The sequence below is a fragment of the Paraburkholderia kirstenboschensis genome, from assembly GCF_032806925.1.
GTDB classification, from domain to species: domain Bacteria; phylum Pseudomonadota; class Gammaproteobacteria; order Burkholderiales; family Burkholderiaceae; genus Paraburkholderia; species Paraburkholderia kirstenboschensis.
This window is the reverse complement of the sequence record NZ_CP136513.1, coordinates 2,187,523-2,205,761: the sequence shown is the minus strand read 5'-3', so window position 1 is coordinate 2,205,761 and position 18,239 is coordinate 2,187,523. Positions and strand designations below refer to the sequence as shown.

The following is an 18,239-nucleotide window of genomic DNA, read 5'->3' as shown; positions in this document are numbered from 1 at the left end:
GATTAACCATAAAGTGTCTACTTGCTAAATCAAAGGGCGGTGCCATGCGCACCGCCCTTTTCTATTTCACTTTCCAGAAATCGGCGTTCACTAATAACTAACGCGGTTGGCCGAATATCGACCCGGTGGCCTATAAAAATGTCATTGGCGAAGCCGGTAATTAAGAATATTCCTATTTACGTTGTTGTTGGTTCTTCAGAATTTTCCATATCCAACAAAGAGTCTATGCAACACCCTCGCCCAAATCCGAAAAACATTTTTGCGATGCTCAGAGTTTTTTTGGAATAGTCCTATTCGCTTCGAAGTGCTCGACTCTTAATCTCTTATTCATGGGGCGACGCTGTTTCGGCTGAAAATCCGCAAATTGTGACGCCATGGTATTTAATCTGAGTGCAAGGTTAATTCGATGTTGTCGCGCAAAAGCAAAGTAAATCGGCAGATCACACGGGCAATGTGGGTTCTGCCGTTGTTGACGGCAGGCGTCGTTCATGCAGAGCCTGTTTCCACTGTCAGTGCAAGTCTGCCAGCCGTTCAGGCAGCGGTCGCTTTCAAGGTGATTCCCGCGGGCAGCCGCGAGGAGGCAGCAATGACAAAGGTGTTGCGCGAAAAGGCGGCAATGCTCGGCTCTACTCCCGCGAACCTGGGCGATGTGAATCTCTGGTCGGACCGTCTTACGGATGCGCTGCGCCAAGGCGGCTTTCCCGTCGCGCAGGTGTTGATGACCGACGACGACTGGCGCGCCGCCCAACGAGGCGCCCAGCCGACGTTCACCGTGTATCCCGGACGAATCCGGAAAATCGTGGTTCAAAACAAATCCCGCGTCGACGATGTGCGTTTGCAGCGACTCATTTCACGCGCATTGTGCAACGGCGATTCGGTCAACGGCATCTGCGTGCTGAGCACGCCGCACCTTGAACGCTCCACACAACTGTTGCAGGACGTGCCAGGCGTCGCGATCGAAAAAGCTCCGCAGATTGCTCCGGGCTCGGGCGTAGGCGACATAGACGTCGTCTTCAGCATCGCGCAAAAAGGTAAGCCGATGCAGGCCGACCTCATCATGGACAACCAGGGTATCGAGTCCACCGGCAGCTATCGCTTTGGCGTCACCGCATCGGGCAACAACTATTTCGGCGCTGGCGAGAGCTACGCCTTCACGCTGATGGCCACCGACAAGAAGATGTGGACAGGCTCGCTGACTGGCAGCGTGCCGATCTTCGACGACGGTCTTCGTCTGACGGGCGGCATCACGCGCCAGCAGTACTCGATCAACGCGGGAACGCCGGTCGCAGGCGTCGCCACCACTGCTCAGGCGGGCGTGCTGTATCCGTTCATGCGTGGTCTCGACGCGAACGTCTGGGGCGCTGCGTCCGTTCTGCACAGCCTGGCCGAGACCACCTACAAGGACTACGGGTTCGCCTCGCACAGCACGCTCGATTCTGTACGTCTCTCGGTGCAAGCCGACAACGGCGATCGTCCGCAACAACTGCGCACGAACATTCTGAGCGGACAGGCAGCCTTGACGCTCGGTCATCAGCGCAACGACGAGCCCGCGCTCGACGCCGGTCCGCAACGCGCAGGCAACTACGCGAAGCTCACCGGTTCCGGTTTCGGCACCTACGCACTGACGCGCAGCGGCAATCTTTTTCTGACGGGTCGGGTCAATTCGCAGTTCGCGAGCCGCAACCTGGACTCGAGCGAAAAGCTCACGGCCGGCGGTCCAGATGCAGTCCGCGCTTATCGGACAGACGAAGTTTCGTTCGATGACGGCGTGGTCATCAACGCGGGTCTGTATCAGCGCTTCCCGGTGGCCACGGGGCATCAGCTTCAGTTCGGCATCTTTTCCGACTTCGCTGTCGGTCGCGTGAATCACTCGCCTTGGGCTAACTGGGAAAAGAGCTATGTCGGCGTGCCGGGTGTCACCAACACCCGCACCCTGGCCGGCTACGGCGCGAGCGTCGACTGGTTGACACCGATTGGCGCAACCGTCTCGGCTTCCGTATCCAAACCCTATGGTTTTTCATCGGCTTCCTGGGTCGAGCCCGGCAAGAAGCCTCTGCAGTACTGGCTGTCTGTTACCTGGAAACACTAACGGTCGATGGCGCCTGTCGCACCGATCACCTCATCGCAAGCAATACGTTATTACTCCCCGGAGAGTGTCATGAAATTCAGCATCAACAAATTCGAATATCTTTGCTATCGCCGCGAACACGAAAAGGCGAGCCGTGAACTGCTGCAACTTCTCAGCAAGATCGACCAGCACTACGGCGTGCTGATGGACGTCGACGTATGGGCGCAGTCGAACGAAGCGCAGGACATCATGGACGATCACCTGCTCGCGCGCCTCACTTCCGCGATCACGAGTCTTGTGACCGATCCGAAGTTCACTTTCTCCGACACGGGTATCGTTCGCACGGTGTTGTTCCAGCGTTGGCTTGCAGCGATGTTTGCCGCCAGCCCCTTCCGCAACGCCGATCATATTCTTCGTTCGCTTGGCGTCGACGAGCACGCGCGCAACGCCATCGAGCTGCGCAACAGCGATGTCCGCAAGTTCCAGCTGTTCTATCTGCCGGAATCGGAAGTCCGTCTCGACTGGGACGCGCTGTGGAAGCTCGACAAAACGATGGCGGCATCGCTTGCAATGACCATCATGTCCTCGCGCTTTCTCGGCACCCCGTCTGCGCATCAAAAGCGCGAGTTGCTGCTGCGCTGGTTGCCTGAGCGACTCGAACAGATCGACAGCATCGATTCCCTGCCGATGGGCGTTCTTCACGACGTCTACATGCATTGCAGCTACGCGGACATAGCCGCGAAGCACGACATCAAGAAGCCGATCAACGCACTGATTCGCCGCAAGCTCGGGTCGCTTGGAATTACAGACGTCACGCGCCCGGCGGCTCGTGTCGAAGGTGAGAAGCCGGTGCTGCTGGTCGTGCTCGAATGGTTCTCGAAGAACCACTCCATCTACCGCACGCACTCGCAGACGCTGGTCGCGATGCGCGACAAGTTCCACCTGGTCGGCATGGGCTACGACGGCCGTGTCGACGACGCCGGCAAGGCGGTGTTTCACGAGTTCATTCCCCTGCAGGGCGCGAACGTGTGGGAAGCCGCGCGTCAGGTGCGTGACACGAGCGAAGCGCGCAACGCGCAGCAGATGTACATGCCGAGCGTCGGCATGTTCCCGATCACGATGGTTCTCGCGTGCCTGCGCGTCGCGCCTTTGCAATTGATGGCTTTGGGTCATCCGGCCACGACCCACGGCCACGCGATGGATTACGTCGTGGTGGAAGAAGACTATGTGGGCGACGAAGCCTGCTTCAGCGAAAAGCTGTTGAAGCTGCCCTCGGACGGCATGCCGTATCGCGCGCCGGCCGCCATGCTGGAATTGGAACCGCCGGCCGAGAAGGAGCCGTCAAATGTCGTGAAAATTGCAGTGGCCGGCACGACGATCAAGCTCAACCCTGGTTTCCTGCACACGTGTGCAGCGATCGCCCGCGAAGCAAGCGTGCCGGTCGAGTTCCACTTCCTGGTGGGTCAGGCAACGGGTCTCGTGTTTCCGCAAGTGCGCAACCTGATCCGTCGATTGCTTGGGAACAACGCCGTCGTTCACAAGCATCAGGGCTACGCCGGTTATATGAAGGTGATCGCCGGTTGCGACATGTTCCTGAACCCGTTCCCGTTCGGCAACACGAACGGAATCGTCGACACGGTGTGGGCGGGACTCGTGGGAGTCTGCAAGACAGGCCGTGAAGTGCATGAACATATCGATGAGGGCATGTTCCGCCGCCTCGGTTTCCCCGAGTGGACGATCACAAAGACCAACGACGAATACAAAGCCTCTGCGCTGCGCCTGATCGAAAACGCGCAGGAGCGCCGCGAGTTGGGCGCGGCGGTGGCGGGTCCCAAGGCCATCGAAAAGCTGATTTTCCACGGCCGCCCGGAAATCCTCGGCGAGCGTATGCAAGCGTTGTGGCTCGACGAGCTGCACGAAGCGCAGTGAGACGAACATGAACGAAACCAGTAAATCGGCGATGCGTCGCGCACGCGACCCGTCGTTCCAGCAGCACTACTTCGCGGGCAAAGGCATCGATATCGGCGCCGGCGACGATCCGCTGAACGCGCATGCACACGCATTTCCACGCGTAACGGAGATCGTGTCATGGGACAAGCCGCAAGGCGACGCGCTTCGCATGGCAGGCGCGCCGGATGCATCGTTCGACTTCGTGCATTCGAGCCATTGCCTCGAACACCTGGCCAATCCGTTTCAGGGCCTCGCGAGATGGCTCGAACTGCTGAAGCCCGGCGGCTATGCGGTCCTGACCGTTCCCGACGAAGATCTGTACGAGAAGGGCAAGTGGCCGAGCCCGTTCAATCGCGAGCACAAGGTCAGCTTCACGATCTGCAAGCCGGAGAAAACGCTGCCCGGATCGGTGAATGTACTGGATCTGGTGCGGGCATTCGCGCCGGTTGCGTCGTGCGAGCGCGTAAGTTTAGTACGTGACAATTATGACGAGCGGCGTGCGAATGTCGATCAGACAGCGCGTGGCCTCGCCGAATGTGCGATCGAAATCGTGCTGCGCAAGCGCGCAGTACCGAGCGCCCGCGAAATGATGAGCGTTGCGTCAAAGGCACGTGATGCGCAGGAAAGCCTGCGCGCCTGGCGACTCGCCGTGAAAACGTATCCCTACCGCTTCGAGGTCTACCACGGTGCGATGCTCGCCTGGTTGCGCTGGGATCTCATCGAAGATATCGACGGATTGTGGGCTCAATGCATCGAATGTCTGCCGGACCAGCATCTGCCGCGGCTCTATCACGCGCTGCACACCATCGCGCGAGGCAAGATACAGGAAGGCTTCCGCACACGCGAATCGTGGATGAGCAAGTTTGGATGGCAGCGCCGCACGACAGTGCAACCGCCGTCGACGATTCCTGCCTGGTCAGGCGAGCGGCTCGACGGGAAGTCGATCGTCATATGGAGCGAGTTCGGTCTCGGCGACGAAATCTTCTTCTTGCGATTCGCGCGCACTCTGCGTGAGCGATGTGGCGCCGCGCGTGTGTCGGTGGTATGTCAGGCGCCGCTCGTCACGTTGTTCGAGCGCTCGGGAGAGGCCGACACGGTGTTTAGCGTCGCGCAAGCCGCGGAGTTGCCGCCGCACGACTACTGGGTGTTTCCGCATGCGATTCCGGCTCACGTCGCGTTGGACCTCGAAGCGTTGCCAAAGTCGGTGCCATATCTGCACGCGCCGGGCGCAACTGAGTTCGCGGCGTTGACCGAAAGTGAGGGCAAGCTGAAAGTGGGCGTGGTGTTCAAAGGGGCGCCGACCCATGAGAACGACAAGCAGCGGTCGTTGCCGTCGCTTTCTGTGCTGGACGATCTTTTCAAGGTGGATGACGCGGAATTCTTCAGTCTGCAGAAGGGCGCGGGCGCTGATGAAGCTGCGGAGTACGCGAAGCGCCTGCCGAACTTCCACGATGTCGGCGCTTCGCTGCGCACCATGGACGAGACCGCCAACGCGATCGCCGCGCTCGACGTCGTGCTGACCGTGGATACGTCGGTCGCGCATGTGGCGGCTGCAATGGGCAAGCAGGTGTGGTTGATGCTACCGTTCTTCGGCGACTGGCGCTGGCACTACACGCGCAATGACAGTCCGTGGTATCCGACGATGCGCCTGTTCCGCAGGCTTCCCGGCGGCGACTGGTCGGAGGTGGTCGCGCGCATTCGCGGCCGCTTGCTGATGGCGCTGAACTCCGACGGCGCAGAGTTGTGATTACCTTGGTGTCCTTCGAGCGACACGAAGCAAAACGGGCTCCTTCGGGAGCCCGTTTTGCATTCAGGGATATCCGCAAACAGCCAAAACAGATTGTTCCCCTGCGCAACTCTTCATCCGTCTGTCCCAATCCTTCTGCGCGCAATCAGTTCCTTCGCATCGGCCAGCTTCTCCGCAAGCGCCGGCCCGCGTTTGAGCGCCACCCCCACAGCGAGAATGTCGCCGATCGCAAGGTGCGAAGTGCGCGAGGTCATTGGCGAAAAGATATCCGTGTCTTCGTCGATGTTGGCGAAAAGTCCTACCGACGCGATTCGCGCGAGCGGTGAATTGCCATGGGTCACCGCGATCACTTTCGCGCCGCCTGCTACGGCCGACCTCGCAGCATCGACGATATCGCGCGTGCGCCCCGTGTTCGATATCGCGACCACGACGTCGCCTTCGCCGAGCATCGCTGCCGACATCAGGAACGTATGCGGGTCGGAATACGCAACGCTCGGCATGCCTAGCCGGAAGAACTTGTGCTGCATGTCGAGCGCCGTGATACCCGAGCCGCCGGCGCCGTAGAACTCGATCCGCTTGGCTTGCGCGAGTACGTCGATCGCCGCCGCCACGCTATCCGACGACAGATTGTTGCGCACCTGGATCAGCGCGCCGATTGTCCGGTCGAACACCTTGGCGGCGACGCCCGGCGCGGGTTCGTCCGCACGCACGTCCCGATAAACGGCAGGCACTTCAGTCGCAATGCCCTGCGCCAGCCGGATCTTGAACTCACGGAATCCCGAAAAGCCGAGCGCATGACAAAAACGCGCGATGGTCGGCTGGCTGACGCCCGCACGCGCGGCGACTTCGGTCATCGAAAGATCGAGCACCTCGCGCGGGGCCTCGATCACGTAATCGGCCAGCTTGCGCTCGGACGGGCGCAGCTGCTCGCGCATCTCTTCAACCTGGGACAGCATCATCGGAAAACTCGCACTATGCTGAAGAATGCGTGGACTATAGCTGATTGGTGAGTATGTACAAAAACTACATGTGCGCCGTAGGTATTATCCCTAGGTCTTGGCTGGATCTTCGCGGATAAGCCGCCAGCAAGGCATTGCGCGACATTGGCGATGCCGCATTGCAACAGGGATTCAGATTGCGATCGTGTAGTTTTTCTACTAACATTGCCGTCGTTGGTTGATTCGACTCCCCGCGATACCTACCCTGAATCATGTCCGCGCGCCTGCCGCCAGCGACGAAGGAGCTCCGATGGTTTCCCCGCATTCGCAATTGTTAAAGGTCACGCAGCGCGTGATCGAACGCAGCAAGCCGACTCGCGAGGCGTATCTCGCGCGCATTCATGAGGCGCAGGGCAAGTTCCCGGCGCGCGGCGCGCTTTCCTGCGCCAATCTGGCTCACGGTTTCGCGGGCCTCGAAGGCAACGACAAGCTCGTCATCAAGCAGATTCGCGAGCCGAACATCGGCATTGTGTCTTCGTATAACGAGATGCTGTCGGCTCACGCGCCGTACAAAAACTACCCGGACATCATCAAGCAGGCCGCTCGCGAAAACGGCGGCGTCGCGCAATTCGCGGGCGGCGTGCCGGCCATGTGCGACGGCGTCACGCAGGGCAACGCGGGCATGGAACTGTCGCTGTTCTCGCGCGAAGTCATCGCGATGAGCACGGCGGTCGCGCTCACGCACAACATGTTCGACGCCGCGCTGTGCCTTGGCATCTGCGACAAGATCGTGCCGGGCCTGTTGATCGGCGCGCTGCAGTTCGGCCATCTGCCGACCATCTTCGTGCCGGCCGGCCCAATGACGAGCGGTCTTTCGAACGACGACAAAGCCAAGACGCGCCAGCGGTTCGCAACCGGCCAGTGCGGCCGCGACGCGCTGCTCGAAGCGGAAGCCGCCGCCTATCACGGCCACGGCACGTGCACGTTCTACGGCACCGCGAACAGCAACCAGATGCTGATGGAAATCATGGGCCTGCATTTGCCGGGCTCGGCTTTCGTGCATCCGCATACGCCGTTGCGCGACGCGTTGACCGCGCAGGCCGCGCGCCGCGTGCTCGATCTGACAGTCGAGCGCGGTAACTACATGCCGATTGGTCACGTGATCGACGAAAAGGCGATCGTCAACGGTATCGTCGCATTGCTCGCGACGGGCGGCTCGACCAATCACACGCTGCACCTCGTCGCCATCGCGCGCGCGGCGGGCATCGTGATCGACTGGGACGACTTCGACACGCTATCGCAAGCGGTGCCGCTGCTCGCGAAGATCTATCCGAACGGCAAGGCCGACGTGAATCATTTCCACGCCGCCGGCGGCGTCGCGTTCCTCGTGCGCAATCTGCTCGAAGGCGGATTGCTGCATGAAGACGTCAACACGGTGGCCGGTAAGGGCCTTAATCACTACACCGAAGAACCGAAGCTCCTCGACGGCAAGCTGCAGTGGGTGCCCGGCGTACAAGCAAGCGAAGACACCTCGGTGTTGCGCGGCATCAAAGAGCCTTTCCAGGCGGATGGCGGCCTGCGTCTGATGCAGGGCAAGCTCGGACGCGGCGTGATCAAGATCTCGGCGGTCGCGCAGCAGCATCGCAAGGTGAAGGCGCCGGCCATCGTGTTCGACTCGCAGGAAGCCGTGCAGGAAGCGTTCGATAACGGCGAGCTGAAGCGCGATTTCATTGCCGTGGTGCGTTTTCAGGGCGCGCGGGCAAACGGCATGCCGGAACTGCATCGTTTGACGCCGCTGCTCGGTGTGTTGCAGGATCAAGGTTTCCATGTCGCACTAGTCACGGACGGGCGCATGTCGGGAGCGTCGGGTAAGGTGCCCGCGGTGATTCATCTCTCGCCGGAAGCGCTGTTGCAAGGCCCGATCGGCAAGGTCCGCACCGGCGACATGCTGGTCATCGACGCGGAAGCCGGTGTGCTCGACATCGAGATCGACGCGGCCGAGTGGGCTGCGCGTCCGAACGCCGTGCCGCTGCATCAGGCGGAGAACGAAGTCGGTTTTGGCCGCGAGCTGTTCGGTGTATTTCGCGCAGCGGCAGCGCCGGCGGAGCAGGGCGCGTCGGTGTTCGGGCCGATGGTTGGCGAGCGTGCGGCGTCGCACGGCGAGCACACGGCGCCTGCCGCCAGGCACGTCGGTGAGCCGGGGGTAACTGTTGCGAGCACCACGCAGGCGGGGTAAGCGGCCTCAGCCGGGTGGGTCGACTGGCCGAGCCAATGGGCAAGACAGGCACGAACCGGACCGAGTAGGGTAATCGACTAACGCGACTAACCAGGCAACTGACGAACACGACTGACCAACACGACTGGCTAAGCCGATTGAACAACCCGACTGGCTAAACCGACTAAGCTGGCAATCAAGCCACTCACCTGAGCCAGCCAATCCAGCCAGCCAAGCACGCCAACCGGCAGCTGGCAGAAACAAGGAGTTTGACAATGACGTCGAAAACAGTAAGCGAAATCGTGCGCCTCGGTCCGGTGATTCCGGTGCTTGCGTTCGACTCCGCCGAGCAGGGCGAACACGTGTCGCGCGCGTTGCATGCGGGCGGCGTTAAGGTGCTGGAAATTACGCTGCGCACGGCTGCCGGATTGGAAGCGATCGAGCGTGCGAGCCACCTTGCCGATGACATCGTGGTCGGCGTCGGCACGATCACCCGTCCCGAGCACTGCGCTCAGGCGAAGAAAGCGGGCGCGCAGTTCGGCGTATCGCCGGGCCTCACGAAGGACATGCACAAGGCTGCGCAGGACGCCGGACTGCCGCTTCTGCCAGGCGTTATGACGCCGAGCGACATCATCACCGCGCTGGAACTCGGTTATGAGATCGTGAAATTTTTCCCGGCTCAGCAAGCGGGCGGTGTCCCCATGCTGCAAGCTTTTCATGGCCCATTCCCGACGCTGAAATTCTGCCCGACGGGCGGCATCACCGCGGAAACCGCCACGCACTTCCTGTCGCTGCCGAACGTGGTGTGCGTCGGCGGATCATGGCTCACGCCGAAATCCGCATTGGCCGCGCAGAACTGGGACGAAGTCACGCGTCTCGCTCGCGCCGCGAGCCAATTGGCCGCGCCCGCTCACTAGTTCCGATCCGCCGCATTTGGCCCGGTCAGCGAGCCAGAAGTTAAAAGCCTCGTCGATACAGCCTGTCCGGCTGTCGCGGCGAGGCTTCGTTGCAAATATGCTCGCTAGTTTCGCGGGCATTTCAAGACAACAAACAGTAAAATTCAGCGTCCGCGCGGTTCGCACACTACTGATGCGCGCCGGTCGCCATGAGACGAGTGGCTGCTGTCTTCCGCACCCACAATCAATAACGCAAAAGGAGGAGCTTCATGGAAGCTGTTCACGGCAGCACGCTGCTGGTATTCGGGGTAATCGCCATCGCCTTGCTGATCTTGTTGATCACGCGCTACAAGGTCTATCCGTTCCTCGTTCTGATCATCGTGTCGCTGCTGCTCGGGCTCGCGTCCGGCATGCCGATGGCGACCATCGTCAAATCGTTCGAAACGGGCAACGGCAACACGCTTGGTCACATCGCGGTGGTGGTGGGGCTCGGCACGATGCTCGGCAAGATGATGGCCGAATCCGGCGGCGCCGAACGCATCGCCACGACGCTCATCAACTGGTTCGGCGAGAAGAATATTCACTGGGCGATGATGGTCGTCGCGATCATCGTCGGTCTGCCGGTGTTCTTCGAAGTCGGCTTCGTGCTGCTGATTCCGATTGCCTTCAACGTCGCGAAGCGCACCAATAAATCGCTGCTGCTGGTCGGCCTGCCGATGGTCGCAGGTCTGTCCGTCGTGCACGGGCTGATTCCGCCGCATCCGGCCGCAATGCTCGCGGTGCAGCAGTATCACGCCGATATCGGCAAGACGATCGCCTATGGCCTGATTATCGGCGTGCCGACGGCTATCGTCGCCGGTCCGCTGTTTGCGCTGCTGATCAGCCGCTACGTCAAGCTGCCGCAAGAAAACGCACTGGCCGCGCAATTCCTCGGTCACGACGACGTCGCGCAGAACGGTGCAGCAAACGGTGCAACGAGCACAGCGCCGAAGCGCGAACTGCCGAGCTTCGGCATCACGCTCTTCACGGTTCTGCTGCCGGTGATTCTGATGCTGGTGGGTAGTTGGGCCGACCTGGTGTTCACGCCGAAGACCTTGCCGAACGATCTGCTGCATTTCGTCGGCAACTCGGACGTCGCTCTGCTGATCGCGGTGCTGGTCAGCTTCTGGACCTTCGGTGCGAGCCGTGGCTTCAATCGCGACCAGATTCAGAAATTCTGCGGCGAATGTCTCGCGCCGATCGCGGGCATCACGCTGATCGTCGGCGCGGGCGGCGGTTTTGGGCGCGTGCTGATGGATAGCGGCATTTCGAAGGAAATCGTTGCCGCGGCCACCGCAGCGCACTTGTCGCCGTTGCTGTTCGGCTGGCTGGTCGCGGCGCTGATCCGTCTTGCCACGGGTTCCGCGACGGTCGCAATGACCACTGCCTGCGGCATCGTCGCGCCTATCGCCGCGGCAAGCGGCGTGCAAGTGAAGCCGGAATTGCTCGTGCTGGCAACGGGCTCGGGCTCGCTGATTTTCTCGCACGTGAACGACGGCGGTTTCTGGCTGATCAAGGAATACTTCGGTATGACGGTGGGGCAGACCTTCAAGACATGGTCGCTCCTCGAGACCATCATTTCGCTGATGGGTTTGGGCTTGACCTTCGCGCTAGCGGCGGTCCTGTAAGGAGTTTTTGATGATTCTGATCGCAATGGGCGTGTCGGGCGCCGGCAAGACGAGAATTGGCGAGATGCTGGCGGAGCGCCTGCACTGCGCGTTCACCGACGGCGACGCGTTTCATAGCGCCGCCAACAAGGAGAAGATGCACCACGGCATTCCGCTCACCGACGAAGACCGGTGGCCGTGGCTCAAAACTATCCGCGCCGCGATCGAAGAAAAGCAGAAGGCGGGCGAGACGGCAGTGTTCACGTGTTCGTCGCTGAAACGCTCGTATCGCGACATTCTGCGCGACGGCGACAAGGACGTGTGCTTCGTCTATCTGAAGGGCTCGCGCGAGGTGTTGGAAGAACGTCTGACCACGCGTACCGGTCACTTCTTCGATCCGTCGCTGCTGCAGAGCCAGCTCGACACGCTCGAAGAACCGGGCGCAGACGAGGCGGTGACGGTGAGCATCGAACTGTCGCCGGAGCAGATCGTCGACGAGGTGTTGAAGCAGGTCGAAAAACGGTAAGCTCCGACGCGGAGTTTGCCGTTCAGATGCAAAAAAGCCGCTCCTAGGAGCGGCTTTTCTTTTGCCTTGGAGAACGACGAAGGCTGTTAGCCGATGCGCTTCGCCAGTTCGACCGCCTTGCCGATGTACGAACCCGGCGTCATGGCGAGCAGGCGGTCTTTCGCGTCTTGCGGAATAGCCAGGCCGCCCACGAACGTTTGCAACGCCTCACGCGTGATGCCCTTACCGCGCGTCAATTCCTTCAACTGCTCATACGGATTCTCAATGCCGTAGCGGCGCATCACGGTTTGTACCGGCTCGGCCAGCACTTCCCAGCAATTGTCGAGGTCTTCGTTCAGACGCTGGGCGTTCACTTCGAGCTTGTCCAGACCGCGGATCAGCGAGTCGTACGCGAGCAGCGAATAACCGAACGCGACACCCATATTGCGCAGCACCGTGGAGTCGGTCAGGTCGCGCTGCCAGCGCGAAACCGGCAGTTTGTCGGCGAGATGTCGCAGCGTCGCGTTCGCGAGACCCAGATTGCCTTCGGAATTTTCGAAGTCGATCGGATTGACCTTGTGGGGCATCGTTGACGAACCGATCTCGCCGGCTTTCGTGCGTTGCTTGAAGTAGCCGACCGAAATGTAGCCCCACACGTCGCGGTCGAGATCCATCAGGATCGTATTTGCGCGCGCGACCGCGTCGAACAACTCGGCCATGTAGTCGTGCGGCTCGATCTGGATCGTGTACGGATTGAATGCGAGTTTCAGGCGCTGTTCAACCACTTCACGCGAGAACGCTTCCCAGTCGAACTCCGGATACGCCGACAAATGCGCGTTGAAGTTGCCGACCGCACCGTTCATCTTGCCGAGTAGCTCGACCTTCGCGATACGGTCGATCGCGCGTTCGAGGCGCGCGGCTACGTTCGCCATCTCCTTGCCAAGCGTGGTCGGGCTGGCCGGCTGGCCGTGCGTGCGCGACAGCATGGGCTGCTCCGCGTGCGCGTGTGCGAGTGCAACGAGCTTCTGATGCACCGTGCGCAGCGCCGGCAAGATGACGTGTTCGCGGGCGCCCGCGAGCATCAGGCCGTGCGACGTGTTGTTGATGTCTTCCGACGTGCACGCGAAGTGGATGAACTCGCTCGCGCGCTCCAGTTCTTCCTGACCCTTGACCGATTCCTTCAACCAGTACTCGACCGCTTTCACGTCGTGATTCGTCACGCGCTCGATTTCCTTGATGCGCGCGGCGTCGTGCGCGGTGAAGCGCTCGGCCAGTTGCAACAGGAATTGCTCCGAGGCCTCGGAAAAGCGCGGCACTTCGGCGAAACCCGCGCGCGAGAGGGCGATCAGCCAATGGATTTCAACCGTCACGCGGTTGCGCATGAACGCGGCTTCCGAGAGCCAGTCGCGCAGGGCTTCGGTTTTCGACGCATAGCGACCGTCGAGCGGAGAGAGCGCATTCAGCGCGAACAGGGTGTCGGGGCGGGTGTCGGACATGATGGCGGCTGGCTCTAGGCGTTGAGCGCTCACTGAACTCGCGGTGAGCGGATCGGAACGGAGGGAACCGCGAATTTTACCACCAGAGCGGCATGCGCCCGGAATACGCAGGCCGCCGGATTGCGCCGGCTTCCGTATTCATCCCGCCGCGACGGCGACGCTCAAGCCGGCGAGCCTTCGTAGCAAGGAAATAGCGTAGGCAGGATGAACGAAGGCATCGAGTGGCGAGAGAAACAGCGCGACGTCGAGCCCGGATGCACGATATGCAAACAACTCGCCTGCGGATCGTCCGCGGCAATGACTTTGCGGCCGGCCTCGACCACGGGCCGGATAAAACTCTCGTCGTCGCACAGATCGATATCGCCGAAGGCGGACACGGCGGCCAGCGCTCTTTCATACACGTAAGAGAAACCATAGAACAGCACGAAGTCCGCGCCTATCTGCATCTTTTCGTGGAACTCCACATGGCTGACCGACTGGCCGCTCAGTTCGTAGTGCAGGCCGACTTTCGCGTTGAGGTCCATGTAGCCGAAGAATTGCGTGTGCGGGGCGTACATGAAAAAGCCCGACAGCTTGATCAGATCGGCGTGGTTCTCACGCATCGTCGTGACCATGTGGGCGAGGTAATGCGGCGCATAGTGGTCGTCATCGTCGAAATGGGCGATCACCGTACCGCGCGCCTCGCCGATCAAAAAATTACGCTTTGCGCCGATCGACATCCGCGCCGGCGAATGAAAATAGCGGATGCGTGCGTCTTGCGACGCCAACGCCAGCAGGTAGGCGCTCGGCTCGGCACTGTCATCGAGAATCAGCCATTCCCAATCGACTCGCTGGCGCAACACGCAGCGCGTGATGGCCGGCAGCAGGTGTTCGCGATTGGCAGTCGGCGTAATGATCGAAACGAGTGGCGGCATGGGCGGGCCGCGTTGCGCGGCAAGGTTAGCAGAGCGTTGATCGATGCGTGCCGGTCGTGGCCGCGGTGACGGCGAAGCGGAAGGAGGGTTGACCGCCCGCGTCTCGCGCCGACGCAAGATAGCGATGCGCGGCTCGCGGGCCTATCGGCGGAATCCGATTTTTTGACGAAGCTGCGACAAAGCCGTCGCGGCCGAACGCCGGTGCGCGACGCGACACCCACTAGAATGCTGACTTCTTCTTTCTCGCCCGCAGCAGGCTTCGCATGGAACTGAAATGGCTCGAAGACTTCGTTTCGCTCGCGGAAACGCGCAGTTTCAGCCGCTCGGCTGAGTTGCGTCATGTCACGCAGCCGGCGTTCTCGAGGCGCATTCAGGCGCTCGAGGCGTGGCTCGGCACCGAGTTGATCGACCGCTCGGTTTATCCGACGCGGCTCACGGCGGCGGGCCAGGTCTTCAACGAGCAGGCGCTCGCGATGCTCTCGCAGTTCCACGAAGCCCGGGCGCTCCTGCGCGGCCACACGGCGACGCCGCAAGCAACCATCGAGTTCGCCGTGCCGCACACGCTGTCGCTCACGTACTTTCCGCGCTGGCTTCAACGCATCGAGGCGCAGATGGGCCCGATCCATACGCGGCTGCGCGCGCTCAACGTCCACGACGCGGCGCTGTCGCTGGTTGAGGGCGGCTGCGATCTGATGATGGGTTATCACCATCCCAGTCATCCGGTCGCGCTCGATCCCGGTCGCTACGACATGCTGACGCTCGGCAACGAGCCGATCAGCCCATTCTCCGCGCCGGGGCGCGCAGGCCGGCCGCGTCATACGTTGCCGGGCACAGCCGAAGCGCCCACGCCATACCTGTCGTACACGCCGAATGCGTATCTCGGACGCATGACCGAGGTGATTCTCGCGAACGCGCACGAGCGCCTCTATCTCGACCGGCTCTACGAAACCGACATGGCGGAAGGCCTCAAGGCGATGGCGCTGGCCGGCCACGGCATCGCCTTCCTGCCGCACAGCGCGGTGGAAGACGCGGTCGCGGACGGCAAGCTGATCCGGCTCGACCGCGGTACGCGCGGCACGCCCGAGGGGCAACTCACACTGACTATGGAAATTCGCCTGTATCGCGACAAGCTGGCTGCGAAGAGCGACGACGCCCGGCAAATCCTCGTGCGGCAGTTGTGGGACGTGGTGTCGGAAGAGCTGGCGCAGGGCAGCGTCTGAAAGAACCTGCGCGCCAACGACGCAAAATTGCTGCTTTCCACAGGTTATGCAAAAAAAACATAATCGGATAAGGAAACGGCATTGGATTTCAAAACGGCGTTTTTCGACAATGCTGCTATTCGAACAACGCCGGAGCGTTCATGTCTTCCCAGCAACAAGTCGCACAATCCGCCTCAACGTTGCAGTCCGTCCCCTCCTACCTGAATAGCGAAGACCTCGGCCCGTGGGGCAACTACCTGCGCCAGGTCGACCGCGTCGCGCCGTACCTCGGCTCGTTGTCCCGCTGGCTCGAAACCCTGAAGCGCCCGAAGCGCATCCTGATCGTCGACGTGCCTATCGAACTCGATAACGGCACCGTCGCGCACTTCGAGGGCTACCGCGTGCAGCACAACGTGTCGCGCGGTCCGGGCAAGGGCGGTGTGCGTTATCACCAGGACGTGACGCTGTCGGAAGTGATGGCGCTGTCCGCGTGGATGTCGGTGAAGAATGCTGCGGTGAACGTTCCTTACGGCGGCGCCAAGGGCGGCATCCGTGTCGACCCGCGCACCTTGTCGCGTGGCGAACTCGAGCGCATGACGCGTCGCTATACCAGCGAAATCGGCATCATCATCGGACCGAATACCGACATTCCCGCGCCGGACGTGAACACGAACGAGCAGATCATGGCGTGGATGATGGACACGTATTCGATGAACCAGGGCAAAACGGCAACGGGCGTCGTGACCGGCAAGCCCATTACGCTCGGCGGCTCGCTCGGCCGCCGCGAAGCGACGGGCCGCGGCGTGTTCGTGGTCGGTTGCGAGGCGGCGCGGCGCATCGGCTTCGACATCGAAGGCGCGCGCATTGCCGTGCAAGGTTTCGGTAACGTCGGCGGGATCGCCGCGCGTCTGTTCCAGGAAGCAGGTGCGAAGGTGGTCGCGGTGCAGGATCACACTGGATCGCTCTACAAGTCGAGCGGTATCGACGCGGTTGCGTTGCTCGATCACGTGGCGAAGACGGGCGGCGTCGGTGGTTTCCCTGAGGCAGATCCGGTGACGAACGAAGAATTCTGGACCGTCGAATCCGACATCCTGATTCCGGCCGCGCTGGAAAACCAGATTACCGAAAAGAACGCCGGCAAGATCAAGACGAAGATCGTCGTGGAAGGCGCAAACGGCCCGACCACTACGGCGGCCGACGACATCCTGCACGATCGCGGCATCCTCGTCATTCCGGACGTGGTGGCCAACGCGGGTGGCGTTACGGTGTCTTACTTCGAGTGGGTGCAGGACTTTTCGAGCTTCTTCTGGACCGAGGACGAGATCAACCAGCGGCTCGAACGCGTAATGCGCGAAGCATTCGCCGCGGTGTGGCAGGTGTCGAGCGAGCAGAACGTGTCGGTGAGAACGGCGGCGTTTATCGTCGCGTGTAAGCGGATTTTGCAAGCGCGCGAAATGCGCGGCCTGTATCCCTGATCGCTGCTTGTCACTGCAGGAAACGGCGGGTCTGCTACCTTACCGATCCGTCGCGCATTTCACGTGAATGCGCATGCTTGAACGCGCTCCAAAAGAGCGCGTGTTTTACCCGGCGGGCGGCATCGTTACGATGCCGCCCGCCTTTGCATATGCCGGAACCTCGGCCGACTGCGCGAGGCGGCCGCGAGGCAATAGCGGCGTGCGCGCAACAACAATGGTTTATAGCCATACTTTCAGAATAATTACTTTGCTAAACTGGCGCCGGTTCTTGCCAAGGAGATCAAACATGAAGGTTAAAAAAGCTGCGCTGCTGCTCGCGACTCTCGGACTGTTTACGGTTGGCGCGCACGCGCAAGACGCCGGTACGCTGAAGAAAATCAAGGACACGGGCGTCATTTCGCTGGGTCATCGCGAATCGTCGATTCCGTTTTCGTACTACGACGACAAGCAGAACGTCATCGGCTATTCGCAGGAATTCGCGCTGAAGGTGGTTGAGGCAGTCAAGCAGAAGCTGAACATGCCGAACCTGAAGGTGAAACTGACGCCGGTCACGTCGCAAAACCGTATTCCGCTGGTGCAGAACGGCACCGTCGACATGGAATGCGGCTCCACCACGAATAATGCAGAGCGCCAGCAACAGGTGGCGTTCTCGAACACGATCTTTGTGATCGGCACGCGTCTGATGACCAAGAAAGATTCGGGCATTAAAGACTGGGCCGACCTGAAGGGCAAGACGGTCGTCACGACCGCCGGCACCACCTCCGAGCGCCTGCTTCGCAAGATGAACCAGGACAAGAGCATGGGCATGAACATCATCAGCGCGAAGGACCACGGGGAGTCGTTCCTGACGCTGTCCACCGGCCGCGCCGCTGCATTCATGATGGACGACGCGCTGCTCGCCGGCGAGCGCGCGAAGTCGAACACGCCCACCGATTTCGTGATCGTCGGCGCGCCGCAGTCGCATGAAGCTTACGGCTGCATGCTGCGCAAGAACGATCCGGAGTTCAAGAAGGTTGTCGACGACGCAATCGCGAAGGTCGAAACTTCGGGCGAAGCCGATCAGATCTACAAGAAGTGGTTCGAAACGCCGATTCCGCCGAAGGGCCTGAACCTGAACTTCCCGGAAAGCGACGACATCAAGGCGCTCTTCAAGAGCCCGAATGACAAGGCGATCGACTAAACCTTAGCTG

13 protein-coding genes are annotated in these 18,239 nt (G+C 61.1%); 10 read left to right on the top strand and 3 right to left on the bottom strand.

Annotated features, from left to right (window positions below; translation table 11 throughout):
- Positions 1–586 precede the first annotated feature (586 nt).
- From RW095_RS32515 to RW095_RS32505, 3 genes are all read left to right on the top strand, one after another.
- Complete coding sequence (locus RW095_RS32515) at positions 587–2,089, top strand: ShlB/FhaC/HecB family hemolysin secretion/activation protein (RefSeq protein WP_317020035.1); 1,503 nt, start codon at positions 587–589, stop codon at positions 2,087–2,089.
- Between the two features lie 69 nt (positions 2,090–2,158).
- On the top strand, positions 2,159–3,997 hold the full coding sequence (locus RW095_RS32510) for a peptide transporter (RefSeq protein WP_317020034.1): 1,839 nt from the start codon (positions 2,159–2,161) through the stop codon (positions 3,995–3,997).
- A gap of 7 nt (positions 3,998–4,004) precedes the next feature.
- A complete protein-coding gene (locus tag RW095_RS32505; RefSeq protein WP_317020033.1) occupies positions 4,005–5,765 on the top strand; it encodes a methyltransferase domain-containing protein in 1,761 nt (586 codons plus the stop codon).
- A gap of 113 nt (positions 5,766–5,878) precedes the next feature.
- Here RW095_RS32505 and RW095_RS32500 read toward each other — a convergent pair whose 3' ends face one another.
- Positions 5,879–6,724 carry a MurR/RpiR family transcriptional regulator gene (locus tag RW095_RS32500; protein ID WP_317020032.1) on the bottom strand — a complete coding sequence of 282 codons (846 nt, stop codon included), beginning with the start codon at positions 6,722–6,724 and terminating at the stop codon, positions 5,879–5,881.
- Between the two features lie 289 nt (positions 6,725–7,013).
- Between RW095_RS32500 and edd the strand changes: the two genes are divergently transcribed.
- The 4 genes from edd to RW095_RS32480 all read left to right on the top strand — a co-directional run bounded on the left by edd (position 7,014) and on the right by RW095_RS32480 (position 11,986).
- Positions 7,014–8,939 carry a phosphogluconate dehydratase gene (gene edd, locus RW095_RS32495; RefSeq protein WP_317020031.1) on the top strand — a complete coding sequence of 642 codons (1,926 nt, stop codon included), beginning with the start codon at positions 7,014–7,016 and terminating at the stop codon, positions 8,937–8,939.
- Between the two features lie 254 nt (positions 8,940–9,193).
- Positions 9,194–9,835: a bifunctional 4-hydroxy-2-oxoglutarate aldolase/2-dehydro-3-deoxy-phosphogluconate aldolase gene (gene eda / locus RW095_RS32490; RefSeq protein WP_317020030.1), complete on the top strand. Its 642-nt coding sequence runs from the start codon at positions 9,194–9,196 to the stop codon at positions 9,833–9,835.
- A 248-nt stretch (positions 9,836–10,083) separates the two neighbouring features.
- Entirely contained in the window at positions 10,084–11,481 is a 1,398-nt protein-coding gene (locus RW095_RS32485) for a GntP family permease (protein ID WP_317020029.1), read from the top strand.
- A 10-nt stretch (positions 11,482–11,491) separates the two neighbouring features.
- Positions 11,492–11,986: a gluconokinase gene (locus RW095_RS32480; protein WP_317020028.1), complete on the top strand. Its 495-nt coding sequence runs from the start codon at positions 11,492–11,494 to the stop codon at positions 11,984–11,986.
- 86 nt (positions 11,987–12,072) lie between these two features.
- On the opposite strand, the gene purB is transcribed toward RW095_RS32480, so the two are convergent.
- Both purB and RW095_RS32470 read right to left on the bottom strand, forming a co-directional pair.
- Positions 12,073–13,461, bottom strand: coding sequence for an adenylosuccinate lyase (purB, locus tag RW095_RS32475; protein WP_317020027.1), 1,389 nt, complete (start codon positions 13,459–13,461; stop codon positions 12,073–12,075).
- 161 nt (positions 13,462–13,622) lie between these two features.
- The gene (locus tag RW095_RS32470; protein ID WP_317020026.1) at positions 13,623–14,375 is read right to left on the bottom strand and encodes a glycosyltransferase family 2 protein; all 753 of its coding nucleotides are present in this window, start codon (positions 14,373–14,375) and stop codon (positions 13,623–13,625) included.
- A 263-nt stretch (positions 14,376–14,638) separates the two neighbouring features.
- Here RW095_RS32470 and RW095_RS32465 point away from each other — a divergent pair, with 263 nt between their 5' ends.
- From RW095_RS32465 to RW095_RS32455, 3 genes are all read left to right on the top strand, one after another.
- Entirely contained in the window at positions 14,639–15,595 is a 957-nt protein-coding gene (locus RW095_RS32465) for a LysR family transcriptional regulator (RefSeq protein ID WP_317020025.1), read from the top strand.
- A gap of 140 nt (positions 15,596–15,735) precedes the next feature.
- Positions 15,736–17,049, top strand: a complete 1,314-nt coding sequence (locus tag RW095_RS32460) for a Glu/Leu/Phe/Val family dehydrogenase (protein ID WP_317020024.1) — start codon at positions 15,736–15,738, stop codon at positions 17,047–17,049.
- A 286-nt stretch (positions 17,050–17,335) separates the two neighbouring features.
- The gene (locus tag RW095_RS32455; RefSeq protein WP_128587652.1) at positions 17,336–18,229 is read left to right on the top strand and encodes a glutamate/aspartate ABC transporter substrate-binding protein; all 894 of its coding nucleotides are present in this window, start codon (positions 17,336–17,338) and stop codon (positions 18,227–18,229) included.
- The last annotated feature ends 10 nt before the right edge of the window (positions 18,230–18,239 follow it).